General features: G+C 65.3%; 15 protein-coding genes and 1 tRNA gene. 4 read left to right on the forward strand and 12 right to left on the reverse strand.

Translation table 11 applies throughout. The features are described 5' to 3' along the window. Positions 1 to 51: 51 nt before the first annotated feature. Positions 52 to 960, reverse strand: a complete 909-nt coding sequence (locus B1A87_RS12365; RefSeq protein ID WP_078030133.1) for a Bax inhibitor-1/YccA family protein — start codon at positions 958 to 960, stop codon at positions 52 to 54. Between the two features lie 516 nt (positions 961 to 1,476). On the opposite strand from B1A87_RS12365, the gene B1A87_RS12370 reads away from it, so the two are divergent. The 4 genes from B1A87_RS12370 to B1A87_RS12385 are packed head-to-tail and all read left to right on the forward strand — an operon-like array spanning position 1,477 to position 5,527. Next, the gene (locus B1A87_RS12370) at positions 1,477 to 2,760 is read left to right on the forward strand and encodes a branched-chain amino acid ABC transporter permease (RefSeq protein WP_078030208.1); all 1,284 of its coding nucleotides are present in this window, start codon (positions 1,477 to 1,479) and stop codon (positions 2,758 to 2,760) included. 9 nt (positions 2,761 to 2,769) lie between these two features. Then, positions 2,770 to 3,738, forward strand: coding sequence for a branched-chain amino acid ABC transporter permease (locus tag B1A87_RS12375; protein ID WP_078030134.1), 969 nt, complete (start codon positions 2,770 to 2,772; stop codon positions 3,736 to 3,738). Further along, entirely contained in the window at positions 3,735 to 4,754 is a 1,020-nt protein-coding gene (locus tag B1A87_RS12380; RefSeq protein WP_078030135.1) for an ABC transporter ATP-binding protein, read from the forward strand. Before B1A87_RS12375 ends, B1A87_RS12380 begins: the two co-directional genes overlap by 4 nt. Further along, positions 4,751 to 5,527: an ABC transporter ATP-binding protein gene (locus B1A87_RS12385; RefSeq protein ID WP_078030136.1), complete on the forward strand. Its 777-nt coding sequence runs from the start codon at positions 4,751 to 4,753 to the stop codon at positions 5,525 to 5,527. Before B1A87_RS12380 ends, B1A87_RS12385 begins: the two co-directional genes overlap by 4 nt. 216 nt (positions 5,528 to 5,743) lie before the next feature. Here B1A87_RS12385 and B1A87_RS12390 read toward each other — a convergent pair whose 3' ends face one another. From B1A87_RS12390 to B1A87_RS12440, 11 genes are all read right to left on the reverse strand, one after another. Next, the gene (locus tag B1A87_RS12390; protein ID WP_078030137.1) at positions 5,744 to 7,093 is read right to left on the reverse strand and encodes an ABC transporter substrate-binding protein; all 1,350 of its coding nucleotides are present in this window, start codon (positions 7,091 to 7,093) and stop codon (positions 5,744 to 5,746) included. A 380-nt stretch (positions 7,094 to 7,473) separates the two neighbouring features. Next, positions 7,474 to 7,547, reverse strand: a tRNA-Leu gene (locus B1A87_RS12395). Next, a complete protein-coding gene (locus B1A87_RS12400; protein ID WP_078030138.1) occupies positions 7,538 to 8,518 on the reverse strand; it encodes an N-acetyltransferase in 981 nt (326 codons plus the stop codon). Before B1A87_RS12400 ends, B1A87_RS12395 begins: the two co-directional genes overlap by 10 nt. A 134-nt stretch (positions 8,519 to 8,652) precedes the next feature. After that, positions 8,653 to 10,119, reverse strand: coding sequence for an NAD(P)/FAD-dependent oxidoreductase (locus B1A87_RS12405; protein WP_078030139.1), 1,467 nt, complete (start codon positions 10,117 to 10,119; stop codon positions 8,653 to 8,655). Positions 10,120 to 10,153: 34 nt separating this feature from the next. Further along, positions 10,154 to 11,539, reverse strand: coding sequence for a S8 family serine peptidase (locus tag B1A87_RS12410; protein WP_078030140.1), 1,386 nt, complete (start codon positions 11,537 to 11,539; stop codon positions 10,154 to 10,156). 33 nt (positions 11,540 to 11,572) lie between these two features. Beyond that, the gene (locus tag B1A87_RS12415) at positions 11,573 to 12,520 is read right to left on the reverse strand and encodes a Ppx/GppA phosphatase family protein (protein WP_078030141.1); all 948 of its coding nucleotides are present in this window, start codon (positions 12,518 to 12,520) and stop codon (positions 11,573 to 11,575) included. Beyond that, positions 12,517 to 13,227 carry a DUF501 domain-containing protein gene (locus tag B1A87_RS12420; RefSeq protein ID WP_078030142.1) on the reverse strand — a complete coding sequence of 237 codons (711 nt, stop codon included), beginning with the start codon at positions 13,225 to 13,227 and terminating at the stop codon, positions 12,517 to 12,519. Before B1A87_RS12420 ends, B1A87_RS12415 begins: the two co-directional genes overlap by 4 nt. A 69-nt stretch (positions 13,228 to 13,296) precedes the next feature. Continuing rightward, positions 13,297 to 14,022, reverse strand: coding sequence for a septum formation initiator family protein (locus tag B1A87_RS12425; protein WP_078030143.1), 726 nt, complete (start codon positions 14,020 to 14,022; stop codon positions 13,297 to 13,299). 117 nt (positions 14,023 to 14,139) lie between these two features. After that, the gene (gene eno / locus B1A87_RS12430) at positions 14,140 to 15,420 is read right to left on the reverse strand and encodes a phosphopyruvate hydratase (RefSeq protein ID WP_078030144.1); all 1,281 of its coding nucleotides are present in this window, start codon (positions 15,418 to 15,420) and stop codon (positions 14,140 to 14,142) included. A 122-nt stretch (positions 15,421 to 15,542) separates the two neighbouring features. Next, positions 15,543 to 16,142 (reverse strand): MazG nucleotide pyrophosphohydrolase domain-containing protein, encoded by a 600-nt coding sequence (locus tag B1A87_RS12435; RefSeq protein ID WP_078030209.1) that lies wholly within the window; start codon positions 16,140 to 16,142, stop codon positions 15,543 to 15,545. Positions 16,143 to 16,224: 82 nt separating this feature from the next. Then, entirely contained in the window at positions 16,225 to 17,376 is a 1,152-nt protein-coding gene (locus tag B1A87_RS12440; RefSeq protein ID WP_078030145.1) for an adenosine deaminase, read from the reverse strand. Between the last annotated feature and the right edge of the window lie 43 nt (positions 17,377 to 17,419).

A 17,419-nucleotide genomic window follows, 5' to 3' on the forward strand; every position in this document is an offset into this window, starting at 1 on the left:
CGGGGCCCTCTCCTTTTGTTCAAATCACGACGGCATAGGCCGGCTTTAGTTCTAGTCCTCGCCGCGGAGGATCGCCAGCAGGCGGATGATTTCCACATACAGCCAGACGAGGGTGACGGTTAGCCCGAAGGCTGCCGTCCAGGCGAAGCGCTCAGGGGCGCCGGCACGGACGCCGGCTTCAATGCTCGTGAAGTCCATGATCAGCGAGAAAGCGGCCAGTCCGATGGCCAGGATGCCGATGAAAACACCGAGCGGGATGCCGAAGATCTCGACGCTCGTGCTGAGGCCGAACGGGGACTGCACCGCGCCGGTCCAGACCATCACCATGTTCACGAGGGCGAACACGGCGTAGCCGATCATGGCGATCATGAAGAAGCGCATGGCCTTGGGGGTGGCGCGGACCTTGCCGCTCCGGAAGAGCAGGAGGGTCACCGCGAAGACGGAGAGCGTGCCAATCACGGCCTGCAGCCCGACACCCGGGTACAAGGCGTCAAGGATGCGGGTCAGTCCGCCGAGGAACAGGCCTTCAAGACCGGCGTAAGCCAGGATGAGTGCGGGCGAGGGCTGCTTCTTGAATGTGTTGACCATGGCCAGGACGAACCCGCCCAGCGCGCCGACGATCATGAGCAGGCTGGCCAGCGCCATGCCGACGAACAGCGTGACGGCGGCTCCTGCCATCACGGCTCCGAGGCAGATAGCGGTCCTGACGATGACGTCGTCGTAGGACATCCGGCCGGTTTCGACCGGCCCGGCGGCCGGCCGGTTGTACATCTGCTGCAGCTGGTCATCGGTCATGCCCGGCTGCTGGGAGCCCCAGCCCCTGGGGGCGTCCATGACGGGCGCCTGGCCGTAGGCGCCCTGTCCGTACTGGTTCTGGCCGTACGCCTGCGGGACAGGCGGTGCCTGGGTGGCTTCACGGAAATTCTTTCCGTTGAAGATCGGGTTTCCGCCAAGTGCCATTGCGGGTGTCCTCCAAATAAGGGGTGAGTAATGGATTTTCTAAGTTCAAACTACCAATTTCCACGCGTCAGCGGTGTGTAAAGTTCCGCGGACGGCCCGTTGACACGGAATCGTGACATGGACGCACCCGCCGCGTGGCGGGTCGCTCAGCCCGCCACCGAAGGACTGTTTAGGAATACTGGCATACAACAAAAGTTTTCATAAGCTGGGCTGAATTAGTGGTTGTGGCCAGCTTCACAGTCGTTATCGGATCGCTATCTGGCGGCCGCCTTGACGCGCAAACTTTGTACTGCTCTCGCTGTAACATGGGGCGAAGTAGGGTGACGGATATCACAAGAAGTCAAGCCATCAGCATCGCATCGCTCCATTTGCACCACCCGTTCCGCCGTCCGTCACCTTCTCCGTTCGCAGCGGTTGCAACGACGCAACCCAGACCATCCCCATGTGGAGGTTTTCAATTTGAGACGCACACCGAGAGGCCTGCCGCGCCGACGGCAAGCCGGATTGCTCAAGGCCATGGGGGCAATTGCCGCCGCAGTCGTGGCGATCCTGCTCGTCGCCGCACCAACATCGCTGGCGGCCACGCCATCCCCGACACCATCCCCGTCGAACCAGCAGTTCCAGAACAACATCAGCGGCTTTCTCCGCGATGATGCACGCGCCCCCATCCAAGGTGTGAAGATCACGGCCAAAAACGGTGACTTCACTGGAACAGCAACGTCGGGTGCCAACGGGGCCTGGAACATAGGGGTGCCGTCGCAGGGCACCTACGAGGTCAAACTGGACGAGTCCACCCTGCCGCAGGGCATCAAGCTCGCGGAAGGCCAGGCCAACCCCCGGAACGTCACGTTTAGCCAGACGTCCAACGTTTCGGTGATCTTCGCCTTCGGCAAGGGCATCGTCGTCCAACAGCAGGACTTCGGCCAGAACCTGCTCAACAGGCTGGTCGCTGGCCTGAGCTTCGGCCTCCTGCTGGCCCTCGCATCCGTGGGGCTGTCCCTGATTTTCGGCACCACCGGACTGACGAACTTCGCCCACGGCGAGATGGTGACGCTCGGGGCCGTGCTCGTATTCATCTTCGATGCCATGAACCTGCCGTTCTGGCTGGCCATCCTCCTAGCCCTCCTGGGCGGAGGACTCTTCGGCTATGCCCAGGACGCCGGCCTCTGGCGGCCCCTGCGCCGCCGCGGCACCGGACTGGTCCCCATGATGATCGTCAGCATCGGCTTGGCCCTGGCAATCCGCTACATCATCCAGTTCTACTTTGGCGGGGCCACCCAGCAACTGCCCTTCGCCCAAAGCGCGGAAATCCAGATCGGCCCGGTCTCCATCTCGCCCAATAACTTGTGGTCGCTGGTGATCAGCGCAATCGTGATCGGCCTGATCGGCATAGTGCTCCTGAAGACCCGGCTCGGCAAGGCCACCCGGGCCGTGGCGGACAATCCCGCCCTGGCAGCGGCATCCGGCATTGACGTGGACTCCGTCATCCGTCTCGTCTGGATTGTTGGCGGCGTGCTTGCCTCCCTCGGCGGCATCCTCTGGGCCTACTACCGTCCCGGCGTCACGTTCGACATGGGCTCGCAGATCCTGCTGCTCATCTTCGCGGGCGTTACCCTCGGTGGCCTCGGCACCGTCTTCGGCGCCCTCATCGGATCCGTCATCGTCGGCATCTTCGTCGAACTGACCACCGTCTTCGGCCTTGCAGCCGACCTCAAATACGTGGGAGCACTGTTCATCATGATTGTTGTCCTCTTGTTCCGGCCCCAGGGGATCCTGGGCCGACGCGAGCGCGTGGGTTAGGAGGCTGCCATGGACTTCGGATTCATTCTTTCCAGCGCAGCAAGTGAAATTTTCAGCCCGACGACGGCCGCATACGCACTTGCCGCCCTCGGCCTGGCCGTCCACTTCGGCTACTCTGGCCTGCTGAACTTCGGCCAGGCCGGCTTCATGGCGGTGGGAGCCTATGGCTTCGCCATCTCCACCCTCAGCTTCGGCGTCCCGTTCTTCGTGGGATTGCTGATCGCCGTCATCTGCTCTGTGCTGTTCGCGCTGGTGCTGGGTATCCCCACCCTCCGCCTGCGGGCAGACTACCTGGCCATCGTCACCATTGCCGCGGCGGAGATCATCCGCTACGTCGTCACCACCAACCAACTCACCTCCGTGACCGGGTCGGCCAACGGACTCGCAGCCTTTGAAAGCGGTTTCTACTCGATGAACCCGTTCCCCGAGGGCTCCTACTTCGGCATGAACAACCGCGACTTCTTCATCCGCATCGTGGGCTGGGGCCTGGTGGTTGTCTGCTGCATCATCGTCTGGCTGCTGATGCGCAGCCCCTGGGGCCGGGTCCTGAAGGGCATCCGCGAGGATGAGAACGCAGTGCGCTCGCTCGGCAAGAACGTCTACGCGTACAAGATGCAAGCGCTGGTCATCGGCGGCATCGTCGGGGCGCTGGCCGGCATGGTGTTTACCCTCCCCCGCGGCGCAGTCCAGCCTGCCAACTACGGCACCGAGCTGACGTTCTTCCTGTGGACCTGCCTGCTCCTTGGCGGCATGGCCACGGTCCTGGGGCCGGTTATCGGCGCCATGATCTTCTGGGTGGTTCTGTCGCTGACCCAGGGCATTCTCTACGGCCTCATCGAATCGGGCGCAGTGACCTGGCTGACCACAGTCCAGGCCGGGCAGTTGCGCTACATCCTGGTGGGAGTCGCCCTGATGCTGCTGATGATCTTCAGGCCGCAGGGCGTCTTCGGTAACAAGAAGGAGCTGGCGTTCGCATGAGCAAGCACAGCGAAGAGTCAATGGAAGCCGGCGTCGACTACATGACGGACGCCCGCGCGATCGCCGTCGGCGAGAACACCCCCGGCTGCAAGAAACGGGACCCCATCGTCGTCGCCGAAAACGTGACGCGCACGTTCGGCGGCATCAACGCCGTCGACGTCGAGTACCTTGAGATCCCGCGCCACAAGATCACCGCACTGATCGGTCCTAACGGGGCGGGCAAGACCACCCTCTTCAACCTGCTCACTGGATTCGACATTCCGAACTCCGGCAAATGGCAGTTTGAAGGGCAGAGCATTGCCGGCGTCTCCTCTTACAAGGTGGCGCGGATGGGCATGGTCCGCACCTTCCAGCTGACCAAGGTCATGGGCAAGCTGACGGTGATGGAGAACATGCGCCTGGGCGGCTCCGACCAGCCCGGTGAACGGCTGTCCAAGGCCCTGTTCAAGGGCATGTGGGGCAGCCGGGAAAAGGAAATCACCGATCAGGCGAACGTCCTGCTGGAGAAATTCAAGCTGGACACGAAGAAGGACGACTACGCGGCATCGCTGTCCGGCGGCCAGCGCAAGCTGCTCGAAATGGCCCGCTCGCTCATGGTAAGGCCCAAGCTGGTAATGCTCGACGAGCCGATGGCCGGCGTCAATCCGGCGCTGACCCAGTCCCTGCTGGACCACATCAAGAATCTCAAGGCAGAGGGCATGACCGTCCTCTTCGTGGAACACGACATGAACATGGTCCGCCACATCGCGGACTGGGTGGTAGTCATGGCCGAAGGCAAGATCGTGGCTGAGGGTCCCCCGGGTGAGGTCATGAAGAACCCGGCCGTGATCGACGCCTACCTGGGCGCCCACCACGACGTCGACCTCGGCGACTCTGAAGGCATCAAGGCACTTGAGCAGGAACTGGTCGCGGACGAGGAATCTATCGTGGGCACGGAGAACGCCGGCATCATTGCCGTCGACGTTGTGGCGCCCGAGCTGCACGAGCCCGGCCACACAGACAAGGACAAAGCATGAGTGCCACGAGCGCGGCCCCGGCCGCACAGAGCGCAGCAGCGGACGACTCCGTCGTCAAAGTTACCAACCTGGTGGCTGGATATCTTCCAGGGGTCAACATCCTCAACGGCTGCAGCATCGAAGCCCGCAAAGGCGAGCTGATCGGCATCATCGGGCCGAATGGCGCCGGAAAGTCCACACTTCTCAAGGCCATGTTTGGCCTCGTGAAGGTGCACTCGGGGTCAGTCGTGGTCCGTGGCAAGGACTTGACCGGCCTCAAAGCCAACAAGCTGGTGACCCAGGGCGTGGGTTTTGTCCCGCAGAACAACAACGTGTTCGCCACGCTCACCATCGAGGAGAACATGCAGATGGGGATGTTCCAGCGTCCCAAGGACTTCGCCGAGCGGTTCGACTTTGTCACCAGCCTTTTCCCGGAGCTTGGCAAGCGCAGGGCCCAGCGGGCGGGTTCGCTGTCCGGCGGTGAACGCCAGATGGTGGCCATGGGCCGTGCCCTCATGATGGACCCCGCAGTGCTGCTGCTGGACGAGCCCTCGGCAGGCCTCTCCCCCGTGAAGCAGGACGAGACCTTCCTTCGCGTGCACGAGATCAATCGTGCCGGCGTGTCCGTGATCATGGTGGAGCAGAACGCCCGCCGGTGCCTGCAGATCTGCGACCGCGGCTACGTCCTGGACCAGGGCAAGGATGCGTACACGGGAACAGGACGGGAACTGATGAAGGACCCGAAGGTCATCCAGCTGTACCTCGGCACGCTCGCCGACGAACACGAAAAATAGGCGCTAACCGCACGGGCAGAACCTAGCACCAGGGCCGTCACCGATCCGGTGGCGGCCCTTCTGCATGCCTGGTTCCGCCTGGCACCTGGCACGTCCGGCCGCCTCCGCAGCTCTTTGCTCGGCGCCCGCGCTCGTACGTACCTCACGCAGGCCCGCGGGCACGCAGAAGCCCCCGTCCTGCCGGACGGGGGCTTCTGACCTGGTTAGGAAAGCGGCTTACAGCTTGCCGAACTCTTCTTGAGCAGGCTGCGGCTTGTTGGTGTCGTCGTACTCGTAGATGCCGATGTAAGCCTCTGTGGGGTCACCGGCGTCAGAGAACGTGATCGGACCGGACTGGCCGTCGTAGTCGATGTCCTTGCCGTTGCGGAGCAGGGTGACGCATGACGGGAAGGTGTTGCACTTCTCGCCGCCCTCGGAGACTGCCTTGAGCTGCTTGGCAATGTCCGTGCCCTTCGTGCTCTTTGCCGCCTCTGCCGCAAGTGCAGTCATGTTGACGGCGTCATATGACTCGCCTGCATAGTTGTACGTCCGCAGGGCGGGGTCAATGGCAAGTAGCTGCTTCTTGAAGTCTTCCTTGGCAAAGGTTCCCGGCTGCGTGCCGCGAGCTCCCTTAAGGGTTCCTGCCTTGAAGTCCTTGCTGTAATCGAAGAGGTTACCGTCAACCAGGAACAGCTGTTCCGGCTTGATGCCCTTGCCCGTCAGCAGCGGAATGATGCTCTTGGCTTCGTCGAAGGTGATCAGCGCAATAGCGTCCGGCTTGGCTGCCACCAGGGCATCGACCTGGCTACTGAACTGCGAATCGCCGGTGTTGTAGAGCTGCTCAGCCACGACCTGGCCGCCGGCCCCGGTGAAGGCTTCCTTCACGTTCTTCTGCAGGCCTGTGCCGTAGGCGTCGTTCAGGACCATCATCCCCAAGGTCTGAGCTCCGCAGGTGGCAATGTAGTTACCCAGGACCTTGCCCTGCAGGACGTCAGAGGGAGCCGTACGCCAGTAAAGGCCCTTGTCGTCCCAGGTGGTGAAGTCCGGGGACGTGTTGGCCGGCGAGAATTCCAGCACACCTGCTCCAGTGATCTGGTTGATGACGGTCTTCGACACGCCGGAGGATGCCGCACCGATGATGGCGCTGACGCCCTGGCCCAGCAGAGCCGTGGTCGACTGTGTCGCGATGTCAGTCTTGGTATCACCGGAGTCGCGGTGGATGACCTGCACGGGCTTGCCGAGGACGCCGCCGGCGGCATTGATCTCCTTGATGCCAAGGTTAACACCGGCGATCTCGGGCGGGCCGAGGAACGCCAGCGACCCCGTTGTCGGCAGAAGCGATCCAATTTTGAGTGGCGTAGGGGTGGTCGTCGTCGAAGGCGGCACGGCGCCGGTTTCGGTCGCTGTGCTGGAGGCACCAGCAGTCGCGCTGGGCGCCGGGCAGGAAATGCCGCCGGCCGCGCCTGCCGCGGAGGTGGTCGCGGTTGGGGTGGAGCTGCCACCACAAGCCGAAGCCAGAAGGGCGACGCCGATGCTAAGCGCTGTGAGCTTAGCGACTCGGGGCGCCGCCTGGGGGAGTGAAATCATTTGAGAGTCTCCTCGATCGAAAGGTGCGAACGGCCTTTGATGCGATTGGTCAGGTGTTCCTGATTTAACTTCAAGCTAATGCAAATCAGGCCCGAACATAAGTGAGTAAGGTCACATCCTTATAACACTCGTTGCATATGGGACACCTGCGGATACTGGGGCCCCTGACTTCGAAGCAGCCAGAACAGGCACCTCGGAAACAGGAGTGCCAAGGGAACGCCGCAAAGGCACAAAGGGAACGGTTGGGGCCGGAGAAATGCCACGGCCGTATGCGCGTGGACGGTCACTTGGCCACGGCCGGAGACAGCTTCAGCGCGGCCGCCTTGGGCAAGCGACAGCCTCTGGGCCCCGCACACAAGCGGGCACTTCCATGCCCTAAGTACCCCAGGTGGGACTCGAACCCACAACACGCGGATTTTAAGTCCGCTGCCTCTGCCAATTGGGCTACTGGGGCGCCCGGTCAATGGTATCGCCTTCCGCGGGGGCAAACGGTCCTGCGTATCGGAAGGTGCCGTGAACGCCGCCCGGCCACAGCGCGAGGGGAAGAAACTGGAAATTGTCCCCCCAGTTCTTGTCCGGGGCCTCGATGCCCAGCGACGACGCCGGCACAAAGCCGAAGCGCGGATAGTATTCTGTGCTCCCCAGCAGGGCGATGCCGCGCTCCCCCGCCGTGTTGGCCCGGACCACAGTTTCGCGCATCAGCGCCGAGCCGATGCCGTGGCGCTGCAGTCTGGGGGTCACTCCGATGGGGCCGAGCCCCAGCAGCTCCAGCCCATCCACCCAGGCCCGCGTACTGATGACGTGCCCGACGATTTCACCGTCCAGCTCCGCCACGACGCTGAACTCCGGCAGGTATTCCTCGGAGTCGAAGAGCTGCCGCAGCAGCTCCACCTCCACGGGCTGGCCTTCCACGGGCAGCCCCGTCACCGGGGACACCGCGAACGCCTCGGCCGTCAGGCTGAGGATTGCTGCCCGGTCTTCCGGATTCTCGTTGCGCAGCACCAGCTCCCGGACCGGCTCAGGCTCCGGGGCGTTGGCGGCCGAGAGCTCCGCCAGGGCCTCCAGGGCACGCGCCGTGTCCCCCACTGGCACGAGCAGGTGATCGTGATGGAAGCCCGCCAGCACGTTGCAGCTGATCCGGGCCTGCGTCAGCGCCCTGCTTACCGCCGCCGTCAGGCCCACGGCTTCCAGCTCCGAATGGACCTGGAGCGTGATCCAGGCAGCCACAAAATCGTAAGGGAGCTCCAGCCTGTCCGCCTCCGCGCGGGGCAACACCACTGTCAGCCCCTCGGCCTCCCGCACGGCCGCTTCGATGCCGCCAGTCAGCGGTTTTCCGTGCGGCCAGAGAACGTATACATACTCCCCTTCGCGCAGCACGGGGTGGATCGAGGCCAGCAGGGTCTGGAGGTTCTTTTCGCCCGTCATGCAGCCAGTCTAAGCTGGCGGACCGCCGCTGCCGGGGACCCCACCACGCCGCAGGCGGTCAGCCGGACGGCGGCCAAACGACGAAGCGGCCGTTCCCCCGAAAGGGAACGGCCGCCGTCGTCAGTTAGTCCGTGCTACTTGGCGTCCGCCGCAACAGCGTCCTTGGAACCGCCCTGCGGGGCGGCTGCGGGCTTGTCCGCAGCCGCAGCGACGGGGGCAGCAGCCGGCTTGGGAGCCGGAGTGGCGGCGGCCACGAAGGCGCCGCGCGGGTTGTCCAGGTCTTCAAGCTGCGTGGTGTCGCGGCCCATGAAGAAAGCCAGGATCCAGCCCATGATCACGCGGATCTTGCGCTCCACCGTGGGGATGGCCATGCCGTGGTAGCCGCGGTGTGCCAGCCACGCGAGGCCGCCCTTGAGGCCGATGCGGCCCAGGAGGTTGATGTTGGCAACACCCTTCCACTCGCCGAAGCCGGCCACGGCACCAAGGTTCTTGTGCTTGTAGTCGACCAGCGGCTTGTCCCAGCGGGAGGCCCACAGGTTCTTGGCGAGGCGTTTGGCCTGGCGCAGCGCGTGCTGGGCGTTGGGGACGCAGGTGCCGTCCGGCAGGCCGCTGCCCGTGAGGTCCGGGACAGCTGCAACGTCACCGGCGGCCCAGGCGTTCTCGATGATGCCTTCGTCGCCGGCGATGCGCAGGTCCGCGAGGACCCGTACGCGTCCGCGCGGTTCGAGCGGGAAATCGGTGGAACGGACCATCGGGTTGGCCTGGACACCGGCAGTCCACACCAGGGTGTCGGCTGCGAATTCCTGCGCCAGCGACTTGTCCGGCAGGTTGATGAGCTTGAGGGAACCCTCGGCGCTGTCCAGCGAGGTGTTGAGCAGGACCTCGATGCCGCGGCTGCGGAGGTGTTCCACAACCCAGACTGCCTGCTTCTCGGTGACCTCGGGCATGATGCGGCCCATGGCCTCGACGAGGACGAAGCGGACTTCCTCCTGCTTGACGCGGGGGTTGTTCTTGACGGCCGCGCGGGCGAGGTCTTCCATCTCGGTGATGCACTCGATGCCGGCGAAGCCGCCGCCGACAACCACGAAGGTCAGGGCCTTGGCCCGCTCCGCGGGGTCGGTGATAAGGGAGCCGACCTCGATGCGGTCGAGGACCTTGTTGCGCAGTGCAACGGCTTCCTCGATGGTCTTCAGGCCGATGCCCTTGTCCGCCAGGCCCTTGATGGGGAACGTGCGGGTGATGGCGCCTGCTGCAATGACGACGTCGAAGTAGGGCACCTCAAAGTTTTCGCCGCCGTCTGCCGGGGCAACCACGGCAGTGCGGTTGGCGTGGTCGATCGAGGTGACGCGGCCCTGGATGAGCTCGGTCTGCTTGAGGTGCTGGCGGTGGGACACCACCGCGTGGCGTGCCTCGATGTTTCCGCCGGCAACTTCCGGCAGGAAGGGCTGGTAGGTCATGTAGGGCAGTGGATCGACGACGGTGACGATGCCACCGGCGTTCGCGATCTTGTTCTGCAGTTTCAGTGCTACGTACAGGCCGACGTACCCGCCGCCGACGACGAGCACCCGGGGACGGTCCTGGAGCTGGGGGGTGGTTGCCATGCTTCAAGAATACATTAGTTTGTGAAAATCTTCACTAACTGGTCGGTCCGCCCGGGTCCACCTTGTCCAGCACGCCGGTCTCGGTCTCGTCCCGGCTCCCGTCTGAACCCCGGTACACGCGGCGCAGCTGGATGGCGGCGGCCACAATGATGGCCAGGAAGAGTCCGCCGAAACCTAGGACCACGGCGGCTGGCAGTGCGCTGTCGAGCCGGGACGGCGGCTGGGCCACAGGGACGGTCGCCTCGGGCAGGGTGGGGTGGGCGCTCGGCGCCTCGGCTGGTGGAACAGGAGTGGGCGTGGCAAGGTTTCCGCGGCGGTGCACGCGGATCCAGTCTGAGATAGACCCCAGCGGATTGCTTTGGGTCTCGGCGACGTTCTCCGTCAGTGCCGCCTCCGCGTTGAGCACGCCGAAGCCGTAGAGCGGATCCTTGCCCGGGGCGCCCGCGTCCTTGGCCGTGGAGACGATCCGGTTGATGACCTGCTTGGCGCTCATCTGCGGCCACTTGGACCGGATCAGGGCGGCTACGCCGGACACGATGGGGGTGGCTCCTGATGTTCCGGCCCATTCGGCGTAGCTGCCTCCCGGAAGCCCTCCGACGAGTTTCTCCGCCGGAGCCGCAACGCCGATGCTGATGCCCTGGGAGGACGAGTCGGTGCTGGCGGCGCCGCCGCGGTCCAGGCCGGCCACGGTCAGCACGCCGGGGATGGTGGCCGGCGCCCCAACCTGCACGTTTCCGCCGACCCTGTTGCCTGCCGCCGCGACGATCACCACGTCTTTCTGTTCGGCATACAGGAATGCGGCGTCCCAGCTCTGCGGCCATTCCGGGGAAGTGCTGCCCAGCGAAATGTTGATGACTTTCGCGCCGTTGTCCACGGCCCAGCGGACGGCCTCCGGGATCTGGTCCTGGTCGCTTTTTCCGCCGGGATTGGCCGAGCCGAGCCACGTTGAAACGGAGAGGATCTCGGCTTCAGGTGCCACACCCATGATGCCGTCCGGCATGTTCTTGGACGGCGTGGCGCTGGGGCTGGGTTTTGCGCTGGCGGCCTTCTTGGGCTGGTGCCCGCGGCCGGCAAGCATGGTGGCCACGAGCGTGCCGTGTTCGGGCTTGGCGCCGATGCTCTTCCGCCCGTCGCTGGTTCCCGCGCCGGAGACGTCATGCCCGCCAGCAAGGACGCCTTTGAGATCCGGGTGGTTGGCGTCCACGCCGCTGTCGATCACGGCCACCTTGACGTTGGCTCCCTTGGAGACCTCCCACGCCTTGGTGATGCCGGCTTCCTTGAGCCAATACTCCTTGTCGCGCCAGGTGTCGGCCTGCGCCGCGGGGGCTGTTGCGACCACCGTGGCAGCGATGCCCCCGATGATCGTCGCCGACAGGAGAGCCGAGACCGTCCGGCGGAGCCGGGCTGTTGCTCTGGTCATTCAAGATCCAATACTCGGTTGGCTGGTGCCTGACTAGCTGACACTCAGGGCAATTCCGTCAAGAATATCGTGCTCGCTGGCGGTGGCCGTAATGATGCGGCCGCCGCTCAGCTCACCCATCCTGGTGAGGATCCGCCGCCAGACCAGGGCGCCGGCGCCGATCACGTCTACCCTGCCCGGGTGCATGTAGGGCAGTTCCGCGCGCTGCGCCCTGGTCATCTCCAGCAGGTCCGTCGCTGCCGCCTGGATGGTGCCGATGGACAGTTCGGCTCCGTGAATGGCTGCCGGCAGGTACCCCGGAAGCTTCAGCGCATGCGCGGTGATGGTGGTGATGGAACCGGCAACCCCGACGACGGCGGTGCTGCGTTCCAGCGGAACGTCCAGCCCCGCTTCGGTGATGGCGGCGTCGACGTCGGCTTCCGCTGCGGCGACCTGCTCGGCAGTGGGCGGATCTCCCTTGAGATGGCGTTCGGTGAGCCTGACGCAGCCGATGTCCACGGACCTGGCGGCCAGCACTCCCCCGGCATCGCCCAGCACGAACTCCGTGCTGCCGCCGCCCAGGTCCACCACCAGCACGCGGTCATCGCCCGCGATTGGCAGGACGCTGCTGGCCCCGGCAAAGGACAGGGCTGCTTCCTCGTCACCGGAGATCACTTCGGGTTCGACGCCCAGGAGGCTGCGGATGCCGTCCACGAATACCTGGCGGTTGCGGGCGTCCCGGCTGGCGGAGGTTGCCACGAAGCGGACTCTCTCGGCACTGTACTGGCGGATCAGCTCTGCATACTCCGCGGTGGCCGCAAACGTGCGCTCCAGCGCCTCGGGCGCCAGCTCGCCGGTGGCATCCACGCCCTGGCCCAGCCGCACCACACGCATGTCCCGCACGAGGTCGGTGAGTTTCGTGGTCCCGTTGCTGCGGTCCACGTCGGCGATCAGCAGGCGGATGGAGTTGGTGCCGCAGTCGATGGCGGCAACGGTGGTCATTTTCCTGCCTCCGTGGCGGTCTCATGGCCTGCGGACTCGTGGCCTGCGGCCTCCTGGGCCGCGGCCTTCCTGACCGGCGCAGGCCGCCCGACGATGGCGGGGAGGCCCTGGGGCCCGTGGCGGCTGAGGTCCCGGGACGGCGCTTCGCCGTCGGTGTCCCACGCGCCGTCACAGTAGCAGCGGTCGGCCGTCCACCACTCGGCGATGGCGGCGATGGCCTCGTCGCCGAGGGGGTTGACGCCGTGACCGGCCGCGAGCGAGTGCCCCACGAGGACGTGGAGGCACTTGACGCGGGTGGGCATTCCTCCGGCCGAGACGCCGTCGATTTCGGGGACCTCAGCGATGCCGGAGCGGGCACCGATCGCAGCGCGTGCCGCCAGGTACGCCTCGTGGGCAGCCCGGTAGGCGGCTGCCAGCGGCTCGTCCGCGGTCAGCCGGTCATTCATCTCGTTCATGAGGCCCGCAGCTTCCAGCCGGGACACGGCGGACGTGATGACGGGGTGCGTCAGGTAGAAGGTGGTGGGGAACGGGGTCCCGTTACTCAGGCGCGGAGCCGTGGCGGCCACGAGGGGGTTGCCGCAGACGCAGCGCGCCGGGATCTCAACGACGTCGCGGACGGGCCTCCCGAGCTGGCGGCTGAGCACATCAAGGTCGTGTGCCGATGGCTGGCTGGATTCCTCCGGCGCGGTTGCCGTGTTCTCGTCCACTGGCGCGGCCGTCCTTCCTGCCCGGTTCTGGCCGCCTCCTTTGAGGCAGTCCCGCGGCGGGCGCCGCTCCTAGTCTGTTGCCGAGCGCCTGATGGACTCCCACAGGGAATCCACCCACGGCAGGTCGGCGGGGTCTTGTGCTGCTGCTGCACCGGGCTGGCTGCCTGACGCGCCGGCCGGCAGATCGCTGCCGAACACCCAGTAGCCGGTCTCTCCCGGCATAACCATGTTAATGCGGTCCCGGGCCTGTTGCTTGACGTAGTTCGGATCCTGCCAGCGCGAGACCTGCCGTTTGAGGTTGTCCTGGTCCGCCTTGCTGGCCGCGATATCCGCTTCCAGCGCCGCAATTTCGGCGCGCTTGTCAATGAAGATCTTTACGGTGGGCGCCAGCATGATGGTGATGGCAATCATGACGACGGCCAGCGCCAGCATGCGCCCGGAGAAGGCCTTTGCAGGGACCGGGTCGAGGGATTCGTCGGCCGCTGCAGTCCCGGCGGATGCGGACTTCACGCGACCGTTCCCGGCGGTTCCCTTCACCCGTTCCTTGGCCGGCCCGGTGCTGACGGGGGTACTCTTTGCTGCACCCTTGGCGTTCGCTGGCCCGGCAGATGTCGCGCTCGAGTCCCTTTCCCGGGCGGCTTCCCCCCGGCCGTGCGCAGCGTCCGCCGCGCGGTGCGTGTCTCCCGGACGGTGGCCGCCGAAGTCCGCCTGGATGACGTCGCCCCCGGCGGAGCCGGGGTGGGACTGCGGTGCTGCTGGGGTCACCCGGGGAACTTTGGGACGGCGGGTAGCCATGACACTCCTGTGAACGTGTGGCGCTTGTCTGTGGCCTGGACGGGCAGCCACCTTAAACGAGAACCGGTGGCTATGGTCTTTCAACCATAGCCACCGGTTACGGGTTTTCGCGGCTAACTAGCCCTTGAAACGCGGGAAGGCGCTGCGGCCGGCGTAGCGTGCGGCGTCGTCGAGTTCTTCTTCGATGCGCAGCAGCTGGTTGTACTTGGCAACGCGCTCGGAGCGTGCGGGGGCACCGGTCTTGATCTGTCCCGCGTTGGTGGCAACGGAGATGTCAGCAATGGTGGTGTCCTCGGTTTCGCCGGAGCGGTGCGAGGTGATGGTGGTGTAACCCGCGCGCTGGGCGAGGGAGACGGCGTCCAGGGTCTCGGTCAGGGAGCCGATCTGGTTGACCTTGACGAGGAGGGAGTTGGCGGTCTTGGTGTCGATGCCGCGCTGCAGGATGGCAGGGTTGGTGACGAAGAGGTCATCGCCCACCAGCTGGACGTTGTCGCCGATCGTGTCGGTGAGGGTCTTCCAGCCTTCCCAGTCGTTCTCGTCCAGCGGGTCCTCGATGGAAACCAGCGGGTAGTCGGCCACGAGCTCGGCGTAGTAGGCGCTCATCTCGGTAGCCGTCAGGGCCTTGCCCTCGAACTGGTAGGCACCGTCGGTGAAGAACTCGGAGGAGGCGACGTCCAGGGCCAGGGCGATGTCCTTGCCCGGGGTGTAGCCGGCGTTCTTGATGGCTTCCTGGATCAGGTCCAGGGCGGCACGGTTGGACGGCAGGTTCGGCGCGAAGCCGCCCTCGTCGCCGAGGCCGGTGGAGAGGCCCTTGGCCTGCAGGACGGACTTGAGGTTGTGGTAGACCTCAACGCCCCAGCGCAGGCCCTCGGAGAAGGTCTCGGCGCCGATCGGGACGATCATGAATTCCTGGATGTCCACGTCGGAGTCGGCGTGCGAGCCGCCGTTGAGGATGTTCATCAGCGGAACGGGCAGGACGTGCGCGTTGGGGCCGCCGAGGTACTTGTACAGCGGCAGGTCCGCGGAGGCGGCGGCGGCGTTGGCCACGGCGAGGGAAACACCCAGGATGGCGTTGGCGCCGAGCTTGCCCTTGTTGGGGGTGCCGTCCAGGTCGATCATGGCCTGGTCGATGCTGCGCTGGTCGGTAGCGTCGAAACCGGTCAGCGCCGGGGCGATCTGATCGATGACGGCGTCAACGGCCTTCTGGACGCCCTTGCCGAGGTAGCGGCCTTTGTCGCCGTCGCGGAGTTCAACGGCCTCGTGTTCGCCGGTGGAAGCGCCGGAGGGAACTGCTGCCCGGCCGATCTGGCCGTCGGACAGCAGAACTTCAACTTCGACGGTCGGGTTGCCACGGGAATCGAGGATCTCGCGGGCGTGGATGGCATCGATAAGCGCCATGAATATGCTCCTTATGGTGAAGCGATTTACTGGGAAACTAGCGGAAAATCTCGACGTCCTCGTCAGGGACTAGCGTAGTCGAGAGTGGTGCACGTTACGGAAACCTATCCATCACCCGGACGTCATGATCCCGGTGATTCCGTGTTTTGGTACCGCCGCACGGCCCCGCGGAGGGCGCGTTCGGCGTCGAATCCCCTGCTACGGGCGGAGCCGACGATGGCGAGCAGCAGCTCGCCTAGCTGGTTCTCGGTGTCGCAGGTTTCGGCAAGCTCAACGAGCGGATGGGCAAGCCCAACGTTCGGTGCCCGGCCTGCCCTTTGTGCCCGATCGAGGGTCTTCTGCGCCCGGGCAAGCGCAGGCAACGCACCCGGGATGCCCTCAAAATGGTTGAGCCGTTCGGGCCGTTCGGCTTTCTTGACCGCGTCCCATTTCAGCACAATCTCCTCCACGGTGGCGGGGAAACTATCCTGCAGGGAGCCGTCCGGCCGGAAGACATGGGGGTTGCGGCGGATCATCTTGGCGGTAATGCCGCGGACGACGTCGCCGAAAGCGAAGGTGCCGCGCTCCTCGGCAAGCCGGGCGTGCAGCACCACCTGGAGCAGCACATCACCCAGTTCGCCTTGGAGTTCCGCTTCATCGGCGCCCGTTTCGATGGTCTCGGCCACCTCATAAGCCTCCTCGAGGAGGTACTCCACGAGCGACCCGTGGGTGAGCGCCGCCATCCACGGGCAATGCTCGCGGAGGGCGGCGATCACGTCGAGAAGCTCCCCCACCGGCCCTTCGGCGGGCGCCTCGGACGGGGTTTCAGCCAAGGTTGGCGTAGGCGTCGTTGATGTACTCCACCAGTGCTTCCCTTTCCTCCAGCGGCAGGAAGGAGGCCTCAGCGGCGTTGAGCGTGAGTTCCAGCAGGTCGTCGAGGTCATAGTCGAACGTCTCCACGAGCAGCTCGAACTCGTCGGTGAGCGTCACGCCGCTCATGAGGCGGTTGTCCGTGTTGATGGTGACGTTGAAGCCGAGCTGGTAGAGCATGTCGAGCGGGTGGCTTTCGATGCCTTCGCCGAAGCCCGCGATGGCGCCTGTCTGAAGGTTGGAGGACGGGCAGATTTCCAGGGCGATGCCGCGGTCGCGGACCCAGCTGGAGAGGTTGCCCAGCGTCACGAGGCCGATGTTGTCATCGGTTTCGTCATCGTCATCGGCGTCTTCGTCCTCGAACTCCACCATGATGTCCTCGGCAATGCGGACGCCGTGGCCAAGGCGGAGCGCCCGGCCGTCCACAAGCGCCGACTGGATGCTCTCGAGGCCAGCTGCCTCGCCCGCATGGACCGTGGCGGGGAAGTTGTTCTCAGCCAGGAACGTGAATGCCTCACGGAAACGCGAGGGAAGGAAGCCATCTTCGGCTCCGGCAATGTCGAAGCCGACGGCGCCCTTGTCACGATGGCGGACGGCGAGTTCGGCGATTTCCTGGCCGCGGTCGGCGTGGCGCATGGCGGTGATCAGCTGTCCCACCTGGATCTCACGTCCGGTCTCGGCAACAGCGTCTACCCCGGCTTCCAGGCCTTCCTGGACGGCCTCGACGGCTTCGTCCAGGGTCAGGCCCTGCTGCAGGTGCTGCTCCGGCGCCCAGCGGACCTCGCCGTACACCACGCCGTCGTCCGCGAGGTCCTCCACGAATTCCTTGGCCACCCGGGCCAGGCTTTCCTTGGTCTGCATCACGGCGACAGTGTGGTCGAAAGTCTCGAGGTAGCGGACCAGGGAGCCGGAATCCGCGGACTCGCGGAACCACACGCCGAGCGCAGTGGGGTCGGTCGAGGGGAGCGTGTGGCCAGCGGCCTCGGCCAGCTCAATGATGGTGGCCGGGCGGAGTCCCCCGTCCAGGTGGTCGTGAAGGGAAACCTTGGGAAGGCTCTTCAGGTCGAAGTCTAGGGCAGGGGCAGCGTCAACGATTGGCTCAGTCACGTACCAACTCTAGGGTTGGACCGCCTGCAATGCCAACGGCCTT

The organism is Arthrobacter sp. KBS0703 (assembly GCF_002008315.2).
Lineage (GTDB): Bacteria > Actinomycetota > Actinomycetes > Actinomycetales > Micrococcaceae > Arthrobacter.

Excerpts from the sequence above, each read along its gene's own strand:
- B1A87_RS12365 (WP_078030133.1), bottom strand. The coding sequence starts at position 960 with ATGGCACTTGGCGGAAACCCGATCTTCAACGGAAAGAATTTCCGTGAA.
- B1A87_RS12370 (WP_078030208.1), top strand. The coding sequence starts at position 1,477 with ATGGGGGCAATTGCCGCCGCAGTCGTGGCGATCCTGCTCGTCGCCGCA.
- B1A87_RS12375 (WP_078030134.1), top strand. The coding sequence starts at position 2,770 with ATGGACTTCGGATTCATTCTTTCCAGCGCAGCAAGTGAAATTTTCAGC.
- B1A87_RS12380 (WP_078030135.1), top strand. The coding sequence starts at position 3,735 with ATGAGCAAGCACAGCGAAGAGTCAATGGAAGCCGGCGTCGACTACATG.
- B1A87_RS12385 (WP_078030136.1), top strand. The coding sequence starts at position 4,751 with ATGAGTGCCACGAGCGCGGCCCCGGCCGCACAGAGCGCAGCAGCGGAC.
- B1A87_RS12390 (WP_078030137.1), bottom strand. The coding sequence starts at position 7,093 with ATGATTTCACTCCCCCAGGCGGCGCCCCGAGTCGCTAAGCTCACAGCG.
- B1A87_RS12400 (WP_078030138.1), bottom strand. The coding sequence starts at position 8,518 with ATGACGGGCGAAAAGAACCTCCAGACCCTGCTGGCCTCGATCCACCCC.
- B1A87_RS12405 (WP_078030139.1), bottom strand. The coding sequence starts at position 10,119 with ATGGCAACCACCCCCCAGCTCCAGGACCGTCCCCGGGTGCTCGTCGTC.
- B1A87_RS12410 (WP_078030140.1), bottom strand. The coding sequence starts at position 11,539 with ATGACCAGAGCAACAGCCCGGCTCCGCCGGACGGTCTCGGCTCTCCTG.
- B1A87_RS12415 (WP_078030141.1), bottom strand. The coding sequence starts at position 12,520 with ATGACCACCGTTGCCGCCATCGACTGCGGCACCAACTCCATCCGCCTG.
- B1A87_RS12425 (WP_078030143.1), bottom strand. The coding sequence starts at position 14,022 with ATGGCTACCCGCCGTCCCAAAGTTCCCCGGGTGACCCCAGCAGCACCG.
- eno (WP_078030144.1), bottom strand. The coding sequence starts at position 15,420 with ATGGCGCTTATCGATGCCATCCACGCCCGCGAGATCCTCGATTCCCGT.
- B1A87_RS12435 (WP_078030209.1), bottom strand. The coding sequence starts at position 16,142 with ATGGCGGCGCTCACCCACGGGTCGCTCGTGGAGTACCTCCTCGAGGAG.